19 protein-coding genes are annotated in these 17,311 nt (G+C 65.7%); 7 read left to right on the forward strand and 12 right to left on the reverse strand.

Going from position 1 to position 17,311, the window contains the following annotated elements; all coding sequences use genetic code 11:
• Positions 1-6 precede the first annotated feature (6 nt).
• Positions 7-963, reverse strand: coding sequence for a DMT family transporter (locus tag IB258_RS27980; RefSeq protein WP_225590536.1), 957 nt, complete (start codon positions 961-963; stop codon positions 7-9).
• A 244-nt stretch (positions 964-1,207) separates the two neighbouring features.
• On the opposite strand from IB258_RS27980, the gene IB258_RS27985 reads away from it, so the two are divergent.
• Positions 1,208-1,678 carry an Lrp/AsnC family transcriptional regulator gene (locus IB258_RS27985; protein WP_054458496.1) on the forward strand — a complete coding sequence of 157 codons (471 nt, stop codon included), beginning with the start codon at positions 1,208-1,210 and terminating at the stop codon, positions 1,676-1,678.
• A 30-nt stretch (positions 1,679-1,708) separates the two neighbouring features.
• Here the strand turns inward: IB258_RS27985 and IB258_RS27990 are convergent, their stop codons facing one another.
• Positions 1,709-2,518, reverse strand: a complete 810-nt coding sequence (locus IB258_RS27990) for an alpha/beta fold hydrolase (protein ID WP_054458499.1) — start codon at positions 2,516-2,518, stop codon at positions 1,709-1,711.
• Positions 2,519-2,647: 129 nt separating this feature from the next.
• Between IB258_RS27990 and IB258_RS27995 the strand changes: the two genes are divergently transcribed.
• Positions 2,648-3,145, forward strand: a complete 498-nt coding sequence (locus IB258_RS27995; protein ID WP_054458501.1) for a YbaK/EbsC family protein — start codon at positions 2,648-2,650, stop codon at positions 3,143-3,145.
• A gap of 18 nt (positions 3,146-3,163) precedes the next feature.
• On the opposite strand, the gene IB258_RS28000 is transcribed toward IB258_RS27995, so the two are convergent.
• The 10 genes from IB258_RS28000 to IB258_RS28045 all read right to left on the reverse strand — a co-directional run bounded on the left by IB258_RS28000 (position 3,164) and on the right by IB258_RS28045 (position 12,165).
• The gene (locus tag IB258_RS28000; protein ID WP_175181731.1) at positions 3,164-3,973 is read right to left on the reverse strand and encodes an ABC transporter ATP-binding protein; all 810 of its coding nucleotides are present in this window, start codon (positions 3,971-3,973) and stop codon (positions 3,164-3,166) included.
• Complete coding sequence (locus IB258_RS28005; protein WP_054458504.1) at positions 3,970-5,013, reverse strand: iron ABC transporter permease; 1,044 nt, start codon at positions 5,011-5,013, stop codon at positions 3,970-3,972. The genes IB258_RS28000 and IB258_RS28005 overlap by 4 nt, the downstream gene beginning before the upstream one ends.
• The gene (gene ybgF / locus IB258_RS28010; RefSeq protein ID WP_054458506.1) at positions 5,013-5,702 is read right to left on the reverse strand and encodes a tol-pal system protein YbgF; all 690 of its coding nucleotides are present in this window, start codon (positions 5,700-5,702) and stop codon (positions 5,013-5,015) included. Before ybgF ends, IB258_RS28005 begins: the two co-directional genes overlap by 1 nt.
• Positions 5,703-5,788: 86 nt before the next feature.
• Entirely contained in the window at positions 5,789-6,289 is a 501-nt protein-coding gene (pal, locus tag IB258_RS28015) for a peptidoglycan-associated lipoprotein Pal (RefSeq protein WP_042796384.1), read from the reverse strand.
• 31 nt (positions 6,290-6,320) lie between these two features.
• Entirely contained in the window at positions 6,321-7,643 is a 1,323-nt protein-coding gene (gene tolB / locus IB258_RS28020) for a Tol-Pal system beta propeller repeat protein TolB (protein WP_054458554.1), read from the reverse strand.
• Between the two features lie 16 nt (positions 7,644-7,659).
• Positions 7,660-8,781, reverse strand: coding sequence for a cell envelope integrity protein TolA (gene tolA, locus IB258_RS28025; protein WP_054458507.1), 1,122 nt, complete (start codon positions 8,779-8,781; stop codon positions 7,660-7,662).
• Positions 8,782-8,820: 39 nt separating this feature from the next.
• The gene (locus IB258_RS28030; protein WP_054458509.1) at positions 8,821-9,279 is read right to left on the reverse strand and encodes an ExbD/TolR family protein; all 459 of its coding nucleotides are present in this window, start codon (positions 9,277-9,279) and stop codon (positions 8,821-8,823) included.
• Positions 9,279-9,959: a protein TolQ gene (gene tolQ, locus IB258_RS28035; RefSeq protein ID WP_054458511.1), complete on the reverse strand. Its 681-nt coding sequence runs from the start codon at positions 9,957-9,959 to the stop codon at positions 9,279-9,281. The genes IB258_RS28030 and tolQ overlap by 1 nt, the downstream gene beginning before the upstream one ends.
• Positions 9,960-9,961: 2 nt before the next feature.
• Positions 9,962-10,384, reverse strand: coding sequence for a tol-pal system-associated acyl-CoA thioesterase (gene ybgC / locus IB258_RS28040; RefSeq protein WP_054458513.1), 423 nt, complete (start codon positions 10,382-10,384; stop codon positions 9,962-9,964).
• A 53-nt stretch (positions 10,385-10,437) separates the two neighbouring features.
• The gene (locus IB258_RS28045; RefSeq protein ID WP_054458515.1) at positions 10,438-12,165 is read right to left on the reverse strand and encodes a proline--tRNA ligase; all 1,728 of its coding nucleotides are present in this window, start codon (positions 12,163-12,165) and stop codon (positions 10,438-10,440) included.
• A 65-nt stretch (positions 12,166-12,230) separates the two neighbouring features.
• Here IB258_RS28045 and IB258_RS28050 point away from each other — a divergent pair, with 65 nt between their 5' ends.
• The 5 genes from IB258_RS28050 to IB258_RS28070 all read left to right on the forward strand — a co-directional run bounded on the left by IB258_RS28050 (position 12,231) and on the right by IB258_RS28070 (position 17,211).
• The gene (locus IB258_RS28050) at positions 12,231-12,803 is read left to right on the forward strand and encodes an RNA pyrophosphohydrolase (protein WP_042796390.1); all 573 of its coding nucleotides are present in this window, start codon (positions 12,231-12,233) and stop codon (positions 12,801-12,803) included.
• A complete protein-coding gene (locus IB258_RS28055; RefSeq protein ID WP_008157866.1) occupies positions 12,784-13,470 on the forward strand; it encodes a response regulator in 687 nt (228 codons plus the stop codon). The genes IB258_RS28050 and IB258_RS28055 overlap by 20 nt, the downstream gene beginning before the upstream one ends.
• A gap of 30 nt (positions 13,471-13,500) precedes the next feature.
• Positions 13,501-15,003: a sensor histidine kinase gene (locus IB258_RS28060; RefSeq protein ID WP_119449443.1), complete on the forward strand. Its 1,503-nt coding sequence runs from the start codon at positions 13,501-13,503 to the stop codon at positions 15,001-15,003.
• A 243-nt stretch (positions 15,004-15,246) separates the two neighbouring features.
• Complete coding sequence (locus IB258_RS28065; RefSeq protein ID WP_054458558.1) at positions 15,247-15,675, forward strand: tripartite tricarboxylate transporter TctB family protein; 429 nt, start codon at positions 15,247-15,249, stop codon at positions 15,673-15,675.
• Between the two features lie 6 nt (positions 15,676-15,681).
• Positions 15,682-17,211 (forward strand): tripartite tricarboxylate transporter permease, encoded by a 1,530-nt coding sequence (locus IB258_RS28070; RefSeq protein WP_042796392.1) that lies wholly within the window; start codon positions 15,682-15,684, stop codon positions 17,209-17,211.
• The last annotated feature ends 100 nt before the right edge of the window (positions 17,212-17,311 follow it).

Raw genomic sequence — 17,311 nt, forward strand, 5'->3', positions numbered from 1 at the left:
TCAGCGTCAGGCGGGGGCGGCGGCCGTGGCCGCCGCCGCGCGCATGCGCGACGAGGCCAGTTTCACGCCCAGCAGAATCATCACGAAGCCGTAGGCATGGAACAGCTGCGGGGCCTCGCCCAGCAGCGGCCAGGCCAGCAGCGCGGCATAGACCGGCACCAGGAACATCGACAGCCCCGCCGTGGCTGGCCCCGCCTGGCTGATCAGGCGGCCGTACACGTAGTACGCGCCCAGGCTGGGCACCACCGCCAGGAACAGCAGCACCGCGGCCAGCCGCGGATCGCCCCAGGGCGGCGTGGCGCCGGCCGCAGCCTCGATCGCGGCAAAGGGCGCCAGGGCCAGCACGCCGCCCAGCATCATGGCCGCCAGCCGGGCGCTGTCCGGCACCGCGGGCAGACTCAGCCGCTTTTGCAGCACGGTGTAGAAGGCCCAGCCGGTGGCGGCCAGCAGCACCCAGAGGTCGCCCTGGCCGAAATCCAGGCGGGCCAGCGTCTGCGCATCGCCGCGCGCCAGCACCACCAGCACGCCGCCCAGGGCCAGCGCCAGGCCCGCGCCGCGCAGGGCGGACAGCGGCTTGCGCCAGATGATGGCTTCCAGCAGCGCCACCAGGATAGGGCTGCACGAAAAGATCAGGGCGATATTGGTCGCGCTGGTGTTCTGGGCGCCGATGTACTGCGGTGCCACGGCCACGCCCATGCCCAGCACTGCCAGCGGCGCCAGCGACGGCACGGCGCGCCACAAGGTCTTGCGGTGCGCGCGCAGGGCGGGCGCGGCAAGCGGCAGCAGGATCAGCAGGGCGATCAGCCAGCGGCCGAAGGCCAGAAAAACAGGAGGGAGGTTGGCATCATGGGCCCAGCGGGCCGCCACCATGTTGGAGGCGAATAGCGCCGGAGCGGCGAAGAGCATGGCGGTGCCGGACAGGCCCAGGCCGGATCTTGCGGGTGCTGCTGCTGCGAGAGACATGGTTTCCTGCCGCGCGGATCGGCGCGCGGCGTGCTGCGTTGATACTGCCGGCGCCTGCGCCGGGTTATGCCGCAGCGTGGACGCCGAAATCGGACGGGCGGGATAGGTGACCGTCTTGCAGGAGAGTCTACGGGCAGGAGGGCAAAATAGGTTTCCTGATTCACGCCATATTTGGGGAATCTGGAGAATAGTTGTCTTGTAGAATTAGTTTTTGAAGGGAAAATATCTTCGTTATCCGTCCATCATGCCCGCATCGCCCAAAATCGACGAAACCGACCGCAAGATCCTGCGCGCGCTACGCGCCGACGGACGCCTTACCAACCTGAAGCTGGCCGAGCAGGTGGGGCTGTCGCCCACGCCCTGCTGGAACCGGGTCAAGGCCCTGGAAGAGGCGGGCGTGATCGAAGGCTACGCGGCCCTCTTGAACCAGAAAGCGCTGGGCCTGCCGGACACCGTCATGATCGAGGTGACGCTGGAACATCACGACGACGACACGCTGGCGCGCTTTGGCGAAGAGATCACGCGGCTGCCGGAAGTGGTCGAGGCCTTTCTCGTGACGGGCGAGTACGACTATCTGATCAAGGTGGCGGTGGCGGGAACCGAAGGCTACGAGGAATTCCTGCGCAAGCGGCTCTACAAGCTGCGCGGCGTGCGGCACAGCCGATCCACCTTTGTGTTGCGGCGCTTGAAGCACACGCCTTCGGTCGAACCCTGAGGCGTGCGCTGCGGCCGGGCAGATCCGGCGTCAGCCGTTGATGAAGGCTTCGATGGCGCCGTTGAAGGCGCGCGGGTTGCCCAAGTTCATGCCATGCGACGATCCCGTGATCGTCACCCGCTGCGCCTGCGGCAGCCATTGCGACAACGCGTCCAGCACGGCCGGGTAGGGGGCAGGGCTGAGCGCGCCGCCAATCAGCAGGGTCGGCAGCTTCAGCGTGCCGATCTGCGCCGGCGTCAGCGCTTCGGGCTTCTCCTCGGCCTGTCCGAACAGCGTGCCGACGTTGTCGCGCACCATCTCCTTGAACCACGGCACCATGCGTTGCCAGGTGTCGGGGCCAGTCACGGTATCCACGAACAGCGCCAGGCCGTCTTCGATCTCGCCGTCGCGGATGAGCGCCAGCGCGCGCTGGCGAAAACCGCCGCGCAGGTCGTCGTCACCAGGCAAGGGCAGGCCCGGGTCGGCCAGGGTCAGGCTGCGCAGCGCGCCGGGCTGCTGCAGCGCCGCTTCCAGCGCTACGCGGCCGCCGCGGGAATGCCCCACCAGATGGGCCGGTTCGCCCGCCACGGTATCGATGAACTCCAGCACGTCGCTGGCATGCTGTTCGATCGAAAAGCCATCACCCTCGCCATCCCAGGTCTCGGGCCAGTAGCGGCGCAGGCATACCGCCAGCACGCGGAACGACTTGCCCAACGGCGCCATCTGCGACTTCCAGTAGCGGCAGTCGGACAGGGAACCGTGCACCAGCACCAGAGGCGCGCCGCTGCCATACTCAGTGTAGGACAAGGCGTAGCCGCCGATCAGGGCGGTTTGCAGGGGCAGGACGGGTTCGGAACGCATGGGTGTCGGATGGGAAAGCCAGGAGCGCATTCTAGCCCGCAGGCGCCGGGCCCCGGCGCTGATAAACTCGTTTTCCGATCCCTCGGCGCGCTGGCCGCGCTGATTTCCCAACTCCACGGAGCCGCCCCGATGTCGCCTGAGTCCCTTGCCGCCTTGCCCGAATCCGCCCAGCGCGTCGCGCGCCTGCTGCTGGAGCTGGGCCATGACAAGCCCGTGGTCGTCCTGCCGCAAACCGGCAAGACCTCGGCGGAAGCGGCGGCGGGGCTAGGCTGCGAGGTTGCGCAGATCGCCAAGTCCATCATCTTCCGGCGCGCCTCGGATGACGCGCCGGTGCTGGTCATCGCCAGCGGCGCGAACCGCGTGGACGAGGCCAAGGTGGCCTCGCAGGTGGGCGGGCTGGCCAAGGCGGACGCGAAGTTCGTGCGCGACATGACCGGCTACGCGATCGGCGGCGTGTGCCCCATCGGCCATGCGGTCAAGCCGGTGATGCTGTTGGACGCGGATCTCTTCAACTACGACAGCCTGTGGGCCGCCGCCGGGCATCCGCACGCGGTGTTCAACCTGACGCCGCGGCAGTTGGCGGACATGACCGGCGCGCCGGTCGTGGACGTGGCGCTGCGCGCCTGACATCGCGCCGTCTCGCGCTCAGTGCGGGTGTGCTTGCAGCCCGTCGATCAGCACCTGCCGCAGGCCGCGCGAGCAGGCCTCCACCCGTCCTTCGACCCCGTAGACCGCCGCCAGCGATGCCGGCGTGATCACATCCGCCGGCAGCCCCTCGGCGTGCAGCCGGCCATCATGGATCATGACGGCCCGGTCGGCGTGCTGCAGCGCCACGTTCAGGTCATGCAGCACGATGACGCTGATCAGGCCGTGCTCCAGGGTTTCCTGCCGCAGCAGTTGCATGACGTGGAACTGGTAGTTCAGGTCCAGCGCCGAAAGCGGCTCGTCCAGCAGCAGTACGCGCGGATGGCGGATCAAGGCCTGCGCCAGTCCCACCAGTTGCTTCTGTCCGCCGGACAGCGAATCCAGGTACTGCAAGGCCAGATGGGCAATGCCCAGGCGCTCCAGCAGCCGGTCTATGGCGTGCATGTCCACCGGCGTACCCAGGCCGTCGCCGGCCTTGGCCGCCACCAGCACGGATTCGAACACCCGCAGGTGCACGGCGGCGGGCAGGCCCTGGGGCAGGTAGACCACGTGCCGCGCGCGTTCGCCGAAGCTTTGTCGCAGCAGGTCGCGGCCGTCCAGCGTGACGTTTCCGGCGCGCACGCGGACCAGGCCCGCCAGTGCCTTGAGCAGGGTGGATTTGCCGCTGCCATTGGGACCGAGCAGGGCGGTCACCTGGCCGGCGGCCAACTCGGGTATCGACAGCGCATGCAGCACGTCCGTGCGTCCGTAGCCGGCGGTGAGGCCGCGCACGGATAGCGTCGTTGCAGAAGCGGTGCGCGGCGCGGTCATGGCATCTGCCGGCGCAGCACCACCGACGCAAAAAAGGGTATGCCGACCAGTGCCGTCACGATGCCTACCGGCACGATCACGCCCGGCATGAGGTTCTTGGAGGCGATCGACGCCAGCGACAGGATCACCGCGCCCACCAGCGCGCTGCCCGGCAGGAAGAACCGGTGGTCCTCGCCAAACAGCCGCCGCGCAATGTGCGGCGCGACCAGCCCGATGAAGCCTATCGTGCCGACAAAAGCCACGGCCAGCGCCGACAGCAGGCTGACCCGGGCCAGCGCCGCGACGCGCACGCGGCGCACGTCCACGCCGAAGCTTGCGGCGCGGTCTTCACCCAGGCGCAGCGCGGTCAGCTTCCAGGATTGGCGCATGGCCAGCGGCAGCGCCATTGCAAAGGCCGCAGCCAGCACGCCGACCGTGGTCCAGCTGGAACGCGACAGGCTGCCCATGGTCCAGAACACCAGGTTCTGCAGCGCCTCGGCGCTGGCCATGAACTGCACCAGCGACACCAGGGCATTGAAGGTAAACAGCATGGCAATGCCGAACAGCACCACGCCCGAGGTATTCATGCCGCCCCAGCGGGTCACGGCGTCCAGCATCAGCGCCGCCAGCAGCGCAAACAGGAAGGCGTTGCCCGCCACCAGCCAGCCGGCGGGGACGCCGGGCAGGCCCAGCTGCAGCACGATGGCCAGCGAGGCGCCAAAGGCCGCAGCGGACGACACGCCCAGCGTGAACGGGCTGGCGAGCGGGTTGTTCAGGATGGTCTGCATTTCCGCGCCCGCCATTCCCAGCGCCATGCCGACCAGAGCCGCCATCAGCGCCGATGGCAGGCGGATCTCCCACACGATCACGCGTGTGGTTGGATCGGCCGCGGCGGGAGCCGTGAGCGTCTGCCACAGTTCGCCCCAGGGCAGGCCCGAAGGGCCGACCGTGAAGTCGGCCAGCAGCGCAATGAAAAGCGCCGCCAGCAGCAGGGCGATAAGCCCTGCCCGGCGGCGCAGGATGTGCTGGTAAGCGGCAACCGCGCTCGCGGCAGGCGGCATTACTGCAGCAGCTGGAGACGGCTCTTGGCCGTGTTGGCGGCCGGCGTGGTCGGGTAGTCGCGCACGATGCGCTGCAGCGTGGTCTTGGCGCCGGCGCGGTTGTTCATTTCGATCTGGCTGCCGGCGATGACCAGCAGGGCGTCCGGTGCGCGCGCGTTGTCCGGGGCCTTCTGCACCATGGCGTTCAACTGCTCGATGGCGCCCTTGAAGTCCTTCAGCGCATAGCGGCTGCTGCCCAGGTAGAACTGGGCGCTGGGCGCGAGCTGGCTGGCGGGGTACAGGGCGGTGAAGGCGGCCAGCGATTCGGACGCTTCCTTGTACTGGCCCTTGCGGAACAGATCGATCGCGCCGTCATAGGCGGCCTGTTCCTGGGGATCGCCAGCGGAGGCCCCCGGCGGATTGGCGCTGCCCGCCGCGCCGCCCGGCTTGGCCGAGGGCTGCTGGCGCGACACCAGTTCGAGTTGGTCGCGCAGTTGGGCGACTTCCTGCTGCAAGGCCTGGATCTGGTCGGCCAATTGCAGCTTGGCGCGCTGGCTTTGTTCGTTCTGCTGCTGCACCTGTTGGCGCAAGTCCAGGATGGCCCGGCGGGCTTCATCGTCGGAAAAAGCGTGGGCGGGCGCCGCAAGGGCGGCAAGCACCAGGCCGGTGGCCGCAATCAGAGGACGCAGGGACAGAACGTTATCGCGCATGAAAATTCCCGGGTATAAAAACAAACGTCGGGACGGCCGGTTGACCGTCCCGACGCGTGGTAGGGCTCTAGACTATACGAAAAAGCTTAGCGGCGATAAACGATATCGGCGCGGCGGTTTTCCGCGAAGTCGGCTTCCGACGTGCCAGTCGCCTTCGGCTTTTCTTTACCGAAGCTGATGGTTTCGATCTGGTTGTCGCTGACGCCCAGCAGGGTCATCATGCGGCGCACAGCGTCGGCACGGCGCTGGCCCAGGGCCAGGTTGTATTCAGCGCCGCCGCGTTCGTCGGTGTTGCCTTCGATCTTGATGGTCTGCTGCTGATGCGAGGCCAGGTACTTGGCGTGGGTTTCGACCAAGCTGCGGTACTGGTCCGACACCGTGTAGCTGTCGAAGTCAAAGTACACCGAGCGCTGTTGCGCCAGGATGCTTTGGGGGTTGAAGGGATCAAGGATCTGGCCAGAGGCCGAGGATCCTTGGCCAGCGCCTCCGCCCTGACCCGCTTTATCGTCGAGAGGGACGGAGCTGCAAGCTGCCAGGGCGGCAGCCAGAGCGGCGATGGTTAGGCTTTTGGCAATGCGCGACTTCATGATAGTTCCTTTGCAAAGAGAGTCACACGTGTTATCGGGTAAATGGGCCCCAAGTCGGTTCACGTATTTCCCCATTCAGTACCGAAAGCGTCTGCCGTACGCGGCCATCGCTCGAGACACCAGCAAGCACGCTACGGCCATTTTGGATGGCTGCGTAGAGGACTTGCATTCCATTCGGCGCAAAACTCGGGGACTGATCGTCACGACCATCAGTCAACAAGGTCTCGGAGCCTGAGGACAGGTTCAACGATGCGATTCGAAACGCGCCGTCGCGTCTTGCAACGTACAGCAGCGTCGATCCATCGGGGGAAATTCGGGGTGATATGTTGTAACCACCATTAAACGTGAGGCGGCGTGCTTCGCCACCACTCGAGCCGGTCTGGTAGATCTGCGGCCCGCCGCTGCGGTCACTCGTAAAGATAATGGAAGCACCGTCTGGCGTAAAGCTCGGTTCGGTGTCAATCCCGGGAGAACGCGTAACTCGGGTCGGATTCGAGCCGTCGGTCGCGCCAACGATGTAAATTTGCGACAAACCATCGCGGGTCAGAGCCACCGCCAGCTTGCTGCCATCGGGCGACCAGCCGGGCGCACTGTTGTTGCCCTTGAAGTTGGCGACGGGCGAGCGGGCGCTGGTTGCCAGATTGTGCACGTAGACGACAGGTTTGCCGGATTCGAAGCTCACATAGGCGAGCTTGGAGCCATCGGGCGACCAGGACGGCGAAATGATGGGCTCGCGCGAACGCAGGGCGACCTGCGGGTTCTGTCCGTCGGCGTCCGCCACCTGCAGTTCGTAGGTGGCGCCCTTCTTCAGCACGTACGCGATACGGGTCGAGAAAACGCCCTTAACGCCGGTGATCTTCTCGTAAATGCGGTCGGCGATCTGGTGCGCCACGCGACGCAGTTCCTGCTCGGTGCCCGAGAACGCCACGCCGTCCAGCTGACTCTTCTTGACCGTGTCGGCCAGGCGGTAGCGCACGTCGTAGCGGCCGTCGGCGCCGCGCACGATGCTGCCGTAGGCGATGAAGTCGGCGCCCTTGCCGCGCCAGTCGTCATGGGCGATGGGGGAGTCCACGTTCAGGCCGGAACCGGCGGCGTTGATCAGGCGGAACTGGCCCGTGCGGGTCAGGTCGGCGCGGATGACTTCGGCCAGGGCGCGGCCATGGGTGTCGTCGACTGCAAAATCGGCGATGGCCACGGGGTATTGGGTGGCGCCGGTACCGGAAATATCGACGCGCAGCTGCGCATGGGCGGGCTTGATGGCCATCAGGCAGGCCAGGGCCAGCATCAGCAGCCCGAGTCCATACGATCGCCAGAGAGCGAGGGGGGGTACTCGTCGGCTATAAGCGGGAGTCATATTCATCAATCTCCTGTCAATCATACATTCTGTACACAACGTCAATAATGGGTTCGTAGCGGCCCGTCGAGGGCTTCGGGAAGGGGTTGCAACGGCGGATGCCCGTCTCGACCGCACGGTCGAAGCCGGCATTGCCCGAAGAACTGGTCAAGGTGACGCCGTTGACCTTCCCGTCGGAACCTAACTGTACCCGGTATTGTGCCGTGGGATTTTCCGATCCGCTGCGGGGCGGGGGCGGATAAGCCACCCCGGGTTGCACGCAGGCGCGGACCTTGGCGCCATAGCCGCTGTCGCGTCCGCCGCCCGCCTGATTGCGGTCGGCCGTGCCGCCGGGGATACCGGCGGCACCCAGGGCGTCGTTGCGGAAGGCATCCTTCAGCGCCTTGTCGGCGGCGGCCTTCTTGGCGGCTTCTTCCTTGGCCTTCTTCTCGGCCGCGGCTTTCTTTTCGGCGGCAGCCTTCTCGGCAGCCGCCTTTTCAGCCTTTTCTTCCGCAGCCTTCTCGGCAGCGGCCTTTTCGGCGGCAGCCTTTTCCGCCGCGGCCTTCTTGGCAGCGTCGTCCTTGGCCTTCTTCTCGGCAGCAGCCTTGTCGGCGGCGGCTTTCTCGGCGGCCTTTTCGGCAGCAGCCTTTTCAGCGGCCTGGCGTTCCTGCTCCAGACGCTTCTTTTCCTTCAGTTCGGCCTGCTTGCGTTCTTCGTCGAGGCGCGCCTTTTCCTTGGCGGCTTCGGCGGCCTGGCGTGCCTTTTCCTCTTGCTCGCGCTTTTTCTTGGCTTCCTGCAGCGCGATCTCGGGATCGACTTCCTCGGTCTTGGGCTGGGCCTCGGGCTCAGGCTTGGGAGGAGGGGGCGGCGGCGGGGGAGGCTCGGGCGCCTTTTCAGGTTCCGGCTTCGGTTCCGGCTTGGGCTGCGGCTTCGGGGGTTCGGGTTGCGGCGTGGGCGGCGGGGAGTCGGGCGAGTTGCCGTCTGCCCAGAGCTGTACCTGCACGGGGCCGGGGCTCTCGGAGCGCCAGTTCACGCCAAAGATCAAGACGATCAGCAGCAGCACGTGCACGGCCACGGCCAGGATCAATGCCTTCCGGTTGTCGTGGTTGGGCGGGGTGGCCGGGGGGCCGCTGCGGTGTCGGATTATGGGTGGCGTCATGAGCGTTGCATGCCGGCGGCGCCGGCGGAAGGCGTCGCGTTAGCGTTTTTTCGCGGGAGCAGGCTGGGATGCGCCGGCGGACTGGTCCACCAGCAGACCCAGGCGGGTGATGCCGCTGGTGCGAAGTTCATCCATGACCTTCACGACCGTCTCGTAGGGCACCTTGCCGTCGGCGGCGATGACCACCGGGGTTTCCGCGGTAATTCGCGAACGCACTTGCGCCACCAGCTCGGGGCGCGCGATGTCCTGCATGGTGGCGCCGGGTTCGCGCACGCGCAGGGCGATCTTGCCGTCTTCCGAAATCTGGACTTCCAGCGGCTTGACCGGCACGTCCGAGGCCGCGCCAACGGAGGGCAACTGGATCAGGCCGGGCGTGATGAGAGGGGCGGTCACCATGAAGATGACCAGCAGCACCAGCATCACGTCGATGTACGGCACCACGTTGATGTCGGCCTTCATGCGGCGGCCGGACCTGCCGCGTGAGCTTACCGAGGGCATTAGCGCACCTGCCGTTGCAGAATGTTCAGGAATTCATCGACGAAGCTGTCGAAACGGATCGAGATGCGATCGATGTCGTTCGTGAAGCGGTTGTAGGCGACCACGGCGGGAATGGCCGCGAACAGGCCGATGGCGGTGGCGATCAGCGCTTCCGCGATGCCGGGAGCCACCGAGGCCAGAGTGGCCTGCTGCATGTTCGACAGGCCGATGAAGGCGTGCATGATCCCCCAGACCGTACCCAGCAGGCCGATGTAAGGGGACACGGAGCCGGCCGAAGCCAGGAAGTTCAGGTGCGATTCCAGCGAATCCATCTCGCGCTGGTAGGCGGCGCGCATGGCGCGGCGCGGGCCGTCCAGCAGGGCGGTGGCGTCGCCGGAGGCATTGCCGCGGCGGGCTTTCAGGAATTCGGTCATGCCGGCATCGAAGATGCGAGCCAGCGCGCCTTGCTCGTCGCGGCGCGAGGCCACGGCCTGCTGCAACATGGACAGGTCGCCGCCCGACCAGAAATCGTCTTCGAAGCGGCGGGTCTGGGCATGGGCCCGCTTGATCGCCAGCCGCTTGGCGAAGATATAGGTCCAGGACATGATCGAAATGCCCAACAGCATCAGCATGATCAGCTGGACCGGCACGCTGGCGTGCGAAATCAGCGAAAGCAACGACATGTCGTTGGTGACTTGCATGGTTATTCCTGAATGAATTCCAGTTTGGCGCGAACGTCAGCCGGCAACTCCGCCGGCCGCATGTGAACGGCATCGACGCAGCAGACTTGGATGTTGCCTTCGGCAAGCAGTTCCCCGTCGCGTTCCGCGCGTTGCGCGAAGTGTATCGAAGCGCGGCCCAGTCGTGTAACCCGGCTGCGTATCGTCAGTAAATCGTCCAGCCTGGCCGGCTTGCGGTAGGACATGTCCAGGGAGCGGACAACGAATAGACGTTGCTCGCTGACCGCCAGGTTGGACTGGTTGACCCCCAGGTCGCGCAGCCACTCGGTGCGTGCGCGCTCCAGGAATTTCAAGTAGTTGGCGTAGAAAACCACTCCGCCTGCATCCGTGTCCTCGTAATAGACACGGACCTGCAGGACGGATTCGGCGGACTTCGGATCGGTCACGATGGATAGGAAAGGGCAGTCGGGACGCGGAAAGTCCGTAGTTACTATAAAGTTTACAGCGTGTCGAGTTTCGTCAGCACGGCTTCAAGCGCGGACTCTACCGGAATCTTGGCCGCTTCGGTTTCCCGACGGGCCTGCAATTCCACCACACCATCGTTCAGCCCGCGTTCTCCAACTGTTACACGCAGCGGCGCGCCGATCAGCTCCCATTCAGCAAACATCACGCCCGGGCGGGCATCGCGGTCGTCCAGGATGACGTCCACGCCGCGCGCCAGCAGGGATTCATAGAGCTTTTGCGCGGTGTCACGCACGGTTTCACTTTTGCCCCAGCCGACCGGGCAGATTACCACTTCGAAGGGGGCGATCGCGCGCGGCCAGATGATGCCGCGGGCGTCGTGGTTCTGCTCGATGGCCGCGCCCACGATGCGGGTCACGCCGATGCCGTAGCAGCCCATTTCCAGGACGGCGGGCTTGCCGGTTTCGTCCAGGAAGGTGGCCTTGAGGGCTTCCGAGTACTTCTTGCCCAGGTAGAACACGTGGCCGACTTCGATGCCGCGCTGGATCGACAGGGTGCCCTTGCCGTCCGGCGAGGGGTCGCCGGCAACCACGTTGCGCAGGTCCGCCACCAGTTCGGGCTCGGGCAGGTCACGGCCCCAGTTCACGCCTTGGATGTGGAAGTCTTCCTTGTTCGCGCCGCAGACGAAATCGGCCATGTTGGCCACGGTGCGGTCGGCAATGACGTGCACGGGGCGGACGGTCTTGACCGGGCCCAGGTAGCCCGGCTTGCAGCCGAAGGTTTCGACGATCTCGGTTTCCGTGGCGAAACGGAAGCCCGCCAGGCCGGGCAGCTTGCCGGCCTTGATTTCATTGAGTTCGTGGTCGCCGCGCAGCAGCAGCAGCCAGATGTCGGCGCCTTTCTCGCCGTCGGTGGCCAGCACGATGGACTTGATCGTGCGCTCCAGCGGCAGGCCCAGCAGCTTGGCCACGTCTTCGCACTTGGCGGCGCCCGGCGTGGGCACTTCGGCCATGGCCTGGGCGGGTTCGGCGCGGGTGGGGTACAGGCCCGGGGCCTCGGCCAGTTCCATGTTGGCGGCGTAGTCCGAGTCGGCGTTGTAGACCAGCAGGTCTTCGCCGGTGTCGGCGATCACCTGGAATTCGTGGCTGCGGGTGCCGCCGATCGAGCCCGTGTCAGCGGCCACGGCGCGGAATTCCAGGCCCAGACGGCCGAAAATCCGCATGTAGGCGTTGAACATGGTGTCGTAGCTGGCCTGCGCGCCGGCTTCGTCGCGGTCGAACGAATAGGCGTCCTTCATGGTGAATTCGCGGCCGCGCATCAGGCCGAAGCGCGGGCGGCGCTCGTCCCGGAACTTGGTCTGGATGTGATAGAAGTTCACCGGCAGCTGGCGATAGCTGTGGATTTCATTGCGCGCGATGTCCGTGATGACTTCCTCGGACGTAGGCTGCAGCACGAAATCGCGCTGGTGCCGGTCCTTGATGCGCAGCAGCTCGGCGCCGTATTGCTCCCAGCGGCCCGACTCCTGCCAGAGCTCGGCCGGCTGCACCACCGGCATCAGCAGCTCGATCGCACCCGCGGCGTTCATTTCTTCGCGGACGATGGCCTCGACCTTGCGAATGACTTTCAGCCCCAGGGGCATGTAGGTGTAGATGCCGCCCGCGAGCTTGCGGATCATCCCTGCCCGGGTCATCAGCTGATGGCTGGCGACTTCGGCTTCGGAAGGGGCTTCTTTGAGGGTGTTGATGTGGTAGTTGGATGCGCGCATGTTTAAAGGTGGCTGCAGATACGTATAATCGATCGTAATTGTATTGAATTCGGTGGGGGTGGCCCATGCTTGACCGCGAAGGCTACCGCCCCAATGTCGGCATCATTCTCGTCAACGGTAGAAACGAGGTCTTTTGGGGCAAGCGTATCAGGGAACATGCCTGGCAGTTCCCCCAAGGCGGCATCAAGTATGGCGAAAGCCCGGTGCAGGCCATGTATCGCGAACTCCATGAAGAGGTGGGCTTGAAGCCCGAGCATGTCCGTATTTTGGGGCGTACACGCGATTGGTTACGTTATAACGTGCCCGATCACTTCGTCCGGCGTGAGTGGCGTGGCCACTATAAAGGACAAAAACAGATTTGGTTCTTGTTGCGCCTGGTAGGACGTGACAGTGACGTGTGCTTGCGCGCGACGCAGCATCCGGAATTCGATGCCTGGCGCTGGAGCCAGTATTGGGTGCCCCTGGATGCCGTGATCGAGTTCAAGCGCGACGTCTACACCCAGGCGCTGAACGAGCTGTCGGCTATCCTCTTCCGGCGCCATCACGAAACCCGCTACTTGCGCCAGCGGGTGCACGGGCAACGGGCGGCAGAGAATCTGCCCGAAGGAACGGACGGTCATGCGCATATTGTTGGTTGAAGACGAACGGGACATGGCGTCCTGGTTGATGCGCGCGCTCGCCCAGAGCGGGTTCGTGCCGGACCACGCGGCCGACGCCCGCACCGCCGAAGCCTTCATGGCCGGTACCGAATACGACGCCATCGTCATGGACTTGCGCCTGCCCGACAAGCACGGCCTGGTGGTGCTGCGTGAAATGCGCAACCGCGACGACCGCACCCCCGTGCTCCTGCTGACCGCCCAGGGCGCCTTGCAGGACCGCGTGCGTGGCCTGAACCTGGGCGCGGACGATTTCCTCACCAAGCCTTTCGCGCTCGAGGAACTGGAAGCGCGCCTGACGGCGCTGGTCCGGCGCAGCCGCGGCCGCCAGCATCCGCGCCTGCAATGCGGTTCGCTGTCCTACGACAGCGAAAGCCGCGCCTTCACCCTGGACGGCTCGCTGCTGTTCCTGACCCCGCGCGAGCATGCCGCCCTGGCTGCCTTGCTCACGCGCAGCGGCTATCCGGTGGACAAATCCCAGCTATTCGGCAAGGTCTTCACGCACGACAGCGAAGCCAATCCCGACGCCATCGAGGTGGTGCTGCATCGGCTGCGCAAGAAGCTGGCTGGCAGCGACGTGCGCATCGTCACCGTGCGCGGGCTGGGCTACATGCTGGAAAGCGTCGCCAGCGAGTCCGCGGAATCCTGAGTGAGGCTGCGGCTATCCGAGCTGCCGCGCGTGGGCATCCGCGCGCTGCTGATCATTCTGCTGCTGCCGGGCGTGATCATGCTGCTGGTCGTGGACAGCGTGAACGACTACCGCACGCTGGCCGAGATCACCAACGAAGCCTACGACAGCGCCCTGGTCGAGCCGGCCCGGGTGCTGGAAAGCAGCCTGGAATTCACTGCTGACGGCAACCTGCAGGTCGCTACGCCGCTGTACGCGCAGGTGATGCTCGAGTCCCGCGCTGGCCTGCGCAAGTATTTCCGCATCGAAGAGATCGATCCGCCGCTGCCGGACGGCGCCGCCGTGCCCACCGAGCCCGGCAAGACTTTGCTCGGCATGCCGGAAATGCCGCGTCCGCCCACCTGGCCGCGTTCCAACAGCCAGCCGATTTTCTACGACAGCGTCTATCGCAACGATCCCGTGCGCGTCGTGGCCGTCGTGCGCGACCTGTACTACCAGGGTCAGCACCGCCAGGTGCTGGTCGTGGTGGCTGAAAGCACAGGCAAGCGCATCGAGGCCGAGAACAATGCCCGGCGCCAGGAAATCCTGCGCGACACCCGCATGCTGGCGCTGGTCGCGCTGCTGGTGTGGTGGGGCGTGTCGTGGGCGCTGAAGCCGCTGCGCCGCCTGCGTAACGACATCCGCGCGCGCCGCCCCGACGACCTGACGCCGCTGGACGCCTCGCGCGTGCCCAGCGAAGTGGCGCCGCTGGTCGATGCGGTCAATCACCATATCGCCCGCTACCGCCGCGTCCTCGACGAGCAGTCGCAGTTCCTGGCCGATGCGTCGCATCAATTGCGCACGCCGCTGGCCATCATGCTGACGCAGGCGCAGTATGCGCTGCGCGAACGCGATCCGGCGCGGGCGCAGGAGGGCCTGCGCGGCATCGTCGACCAGCTGGGTCGCACACGTCGCCTGACTGAACAGCTGCTGTCGCTGGCTCACGCCAACCAGGCCGACCAGTTGCCGCGGCAACTGCTGGACATGAACGCCGTCTCGCGCGAGGTGGTGCTGCAATATCTGCCGCTGGCGCACGAAAAACAGCAGGACCTGGGTTGGGTACAGGCGGGTTCCGAAGAGGGCCAGGAAATCCCCGCGCCGGTGTCGGGCAACGAGGCCGAACTGCACGAAGCCTTGTCGAACCTGGTGCACAACGCCATCCATTACGCGCCCGCGGGCGCACGCATCACCGTGTCGGTCTGCTGCCACGACAACCGCGCCGAGGTCGCTGTTTCCGACAACGGGCCGGGGCTGGACCCGATACTGCGCCAGCGCGCTTTCGCGCGTTTCGAGCGGGTCGGCACGGACAAGCCGGTCGCCTCGTCGGGCTCGGGCCTGGGCCTGGCGATTGCCCGCGCCTACGCGCGCCGCAACGACGGTGACATCGAACTGCGCGACGGCGAACCGAACGCGCAAGGCGGTGTTGGCCTGGCCTCCGTGCTGTGGCTGCCGTTGGCGTCCACGGTCTCCCAATATCCTCGTCCGCTCGATGTCGAGCTCAAGGGCGATCAGTAACTTCTCCCCATTTCCGCAGTCATGCGCGGCTTCCGTTCAGGGATAACCCCTGAATTCAGGAACGCGACAGCGCACAGAAAGCGGATTAGCAGCTTCCTTCCGTAATCTGCGTCCGGGCCTGTCGCCAGGCACCGGATGGCGCTCGTTTCGCGGGTGCGTCCCGGCCAGGCGCACGGCCGCACCACGAAGGAGGATGAAGTGCAAAAGACAATCAATAGAAAGGACTATTACGGCGGAGCGCTGATGGTCCTCATCGGGCTGGGGGCGATCTACGGTGGCACCGACTATCACATCGGCACCCTGAGTCACATGGGGCCGGGCTTTTTTCCCGCGGCGCTCGGCGGCCTGTTGGCGCTGACCGGCGTGCTGATCGCCATCTCGGCGCGCTCGGGTGAATCGTCCGCGCCTGCGCCCGGCGACGGCCATGCCCACGGCCTGCCGGACTTCCGCGGCGGCGCCTGCATCCTGCTGGGCATCCTGGCTTTCCTGCTGCTGGGTCATTACGGCGGTTTGCTGCCTGCCACGTTCGCCATCGTTTTCATTTCGGCGCTGGGCGACCGCAACAACACGATCAAGCAGGCTCTGCTGCTTTCGATCGCCATGACCGTCATCGCGGTCGTCGTCTTCTGGTGGGCGCTGCAGCTGCAGCTTCCGCTGTTTCGCTGGGGTTGAAGCGCCATGATTTCGCAATCCTTGATGGACCTCTGGTACGGCTTCGGCGTCGCCTTCCAGTGGCATAACCTGATGTGGTCGTTCTTCGGCGTGCTGGTGGGCAACCTCATCGGCGTGCTGCCCGGCATGGGCGCGCTGTCGGCCATTTCCATTCTGCTGCCGCTCACCTACGTGATGCATCCGGTGCCGGCCATCCTGATGCTGGCCGGCATCTTCTACGGTTCGCAGTACGGCGGCGCCATCGGCGCGATCCTGCTGAATCTGCCTTCGCATCCGCCGCACGCGGTCACCTGCCTGGACGGTTATCCGCTGACCAAACAAGGCAAGGGCGGAACGGCGCTCGGCATCACGATGATCTGTTCGTTCTTCGCCGCGTCGGTGGGGATCATCGTCATGATCTTCGCGTCTCCGCTGCTGGTCGAAGTCGCGTTCAAGTTCGGTCCCACCGAGATCTTCTCGATCATGTTGCTGGGCCTTTTGGCCGGCGCCACCATGTCGCGCGGCTCGCCGCTCAAGGGCGTGGCGATGACCTTGTTCGGCCTGATGTGCGGCGTGGTGGGTACGGACGTGAATACCGGCACCATCCGCTTTTCGTTCGGGCTGCTGGACCTGTCCGACGGCCTGGAGCTGGTGGCGATTTCCATGGGCCTGTTCGGCGTTGCCGACTTCCTCATGAGCGTCAACCGCATGACCATCATCGGCAGCGGCGCCAAGCTGCGCCTGCGCGACATGCGGCCCAGCAAGCAGGAGCTCAAGACCGCCTTCTGGCCTATGGTGCGCGGCACGGCGGTAGGCACGCTGTTTGGCGCCATGCCCGGCACCGGTCCTACCATCACCACCTTCGTGGCCTATGCGCTGGAGCGCAAGATCTCCAAGACGCCCGAGAAATTCGGCACCGGCATGATCGCCGGCGTGGCGTCGCCGGAAGCGTCCTCGCACTCCAAGACGCAGGTCGACTTCATCCCCACGATGAGCCTGGGCATCCCCGGCGACGCCGTGATGGCGCTGATCCTGGGCGCGCTGCTGATCCAGGGCATCCAGCCCGGCCCGCAACTGATCACCGAGCATCCGGACATCTTCTGGGGCCTGATCGCCAGCTTCTGGGTGGGTAATGTGCTGCTCATGGTGCTGAACGTGCCGCTGATCGGCGTGTGGGTGAAACTGCTGCAGGTACCGTACCGCTATCTGTTCCCGTCGGCGCTGTTCTTCATCGCGGTGGGCGTGTTCAGTACCCAGAACAGTCTCTTCCAGATCTGGGAAGTGCTGGCTTTTGGTGTGATCGGCGCCATCCTCATGACGCTGGAATTCTCGGTTGCGCCCATCCTGCTCGGCTTCGTGCTCGGCCCCATGGTGGAAGAGAACTTCCGCCGGGCGTTGCTGCTGTCGCGCGGCGATCTGGCGGTGTTTGTGGAGCGCCCGATCAGCGCGTGGTTCATCGGTGCGAGCGCCTTGCTGGTCCTCCTGCAGGTGTGGGCCTTCCTGCGCCGCAACAAGAACAAGGGCAAAGGCAAGCCCGAGGTGCCGCAGGCGGCCTGAGCGCTTTTCCGTTTGCCTGCACGCGGCCCGGCTACATGCCGGGCCGTTTGATTTGTGCGGCGGCATCCCTCATGCTTGAGGCTTCCCCAGTCTGCACACA

The sequence above is a fragment of the Achromobacter sp. ACM02 genome (assembly GCF_014851605.1).
In the GTDB taxonomy this organism is placed as follows: Bacteria; Pseudomonadota; Gammaproteobacteria; order Burkholderiales; family Burkholderiaceae_B; genus Achromobacter; species Achromobacter aegrifaciens.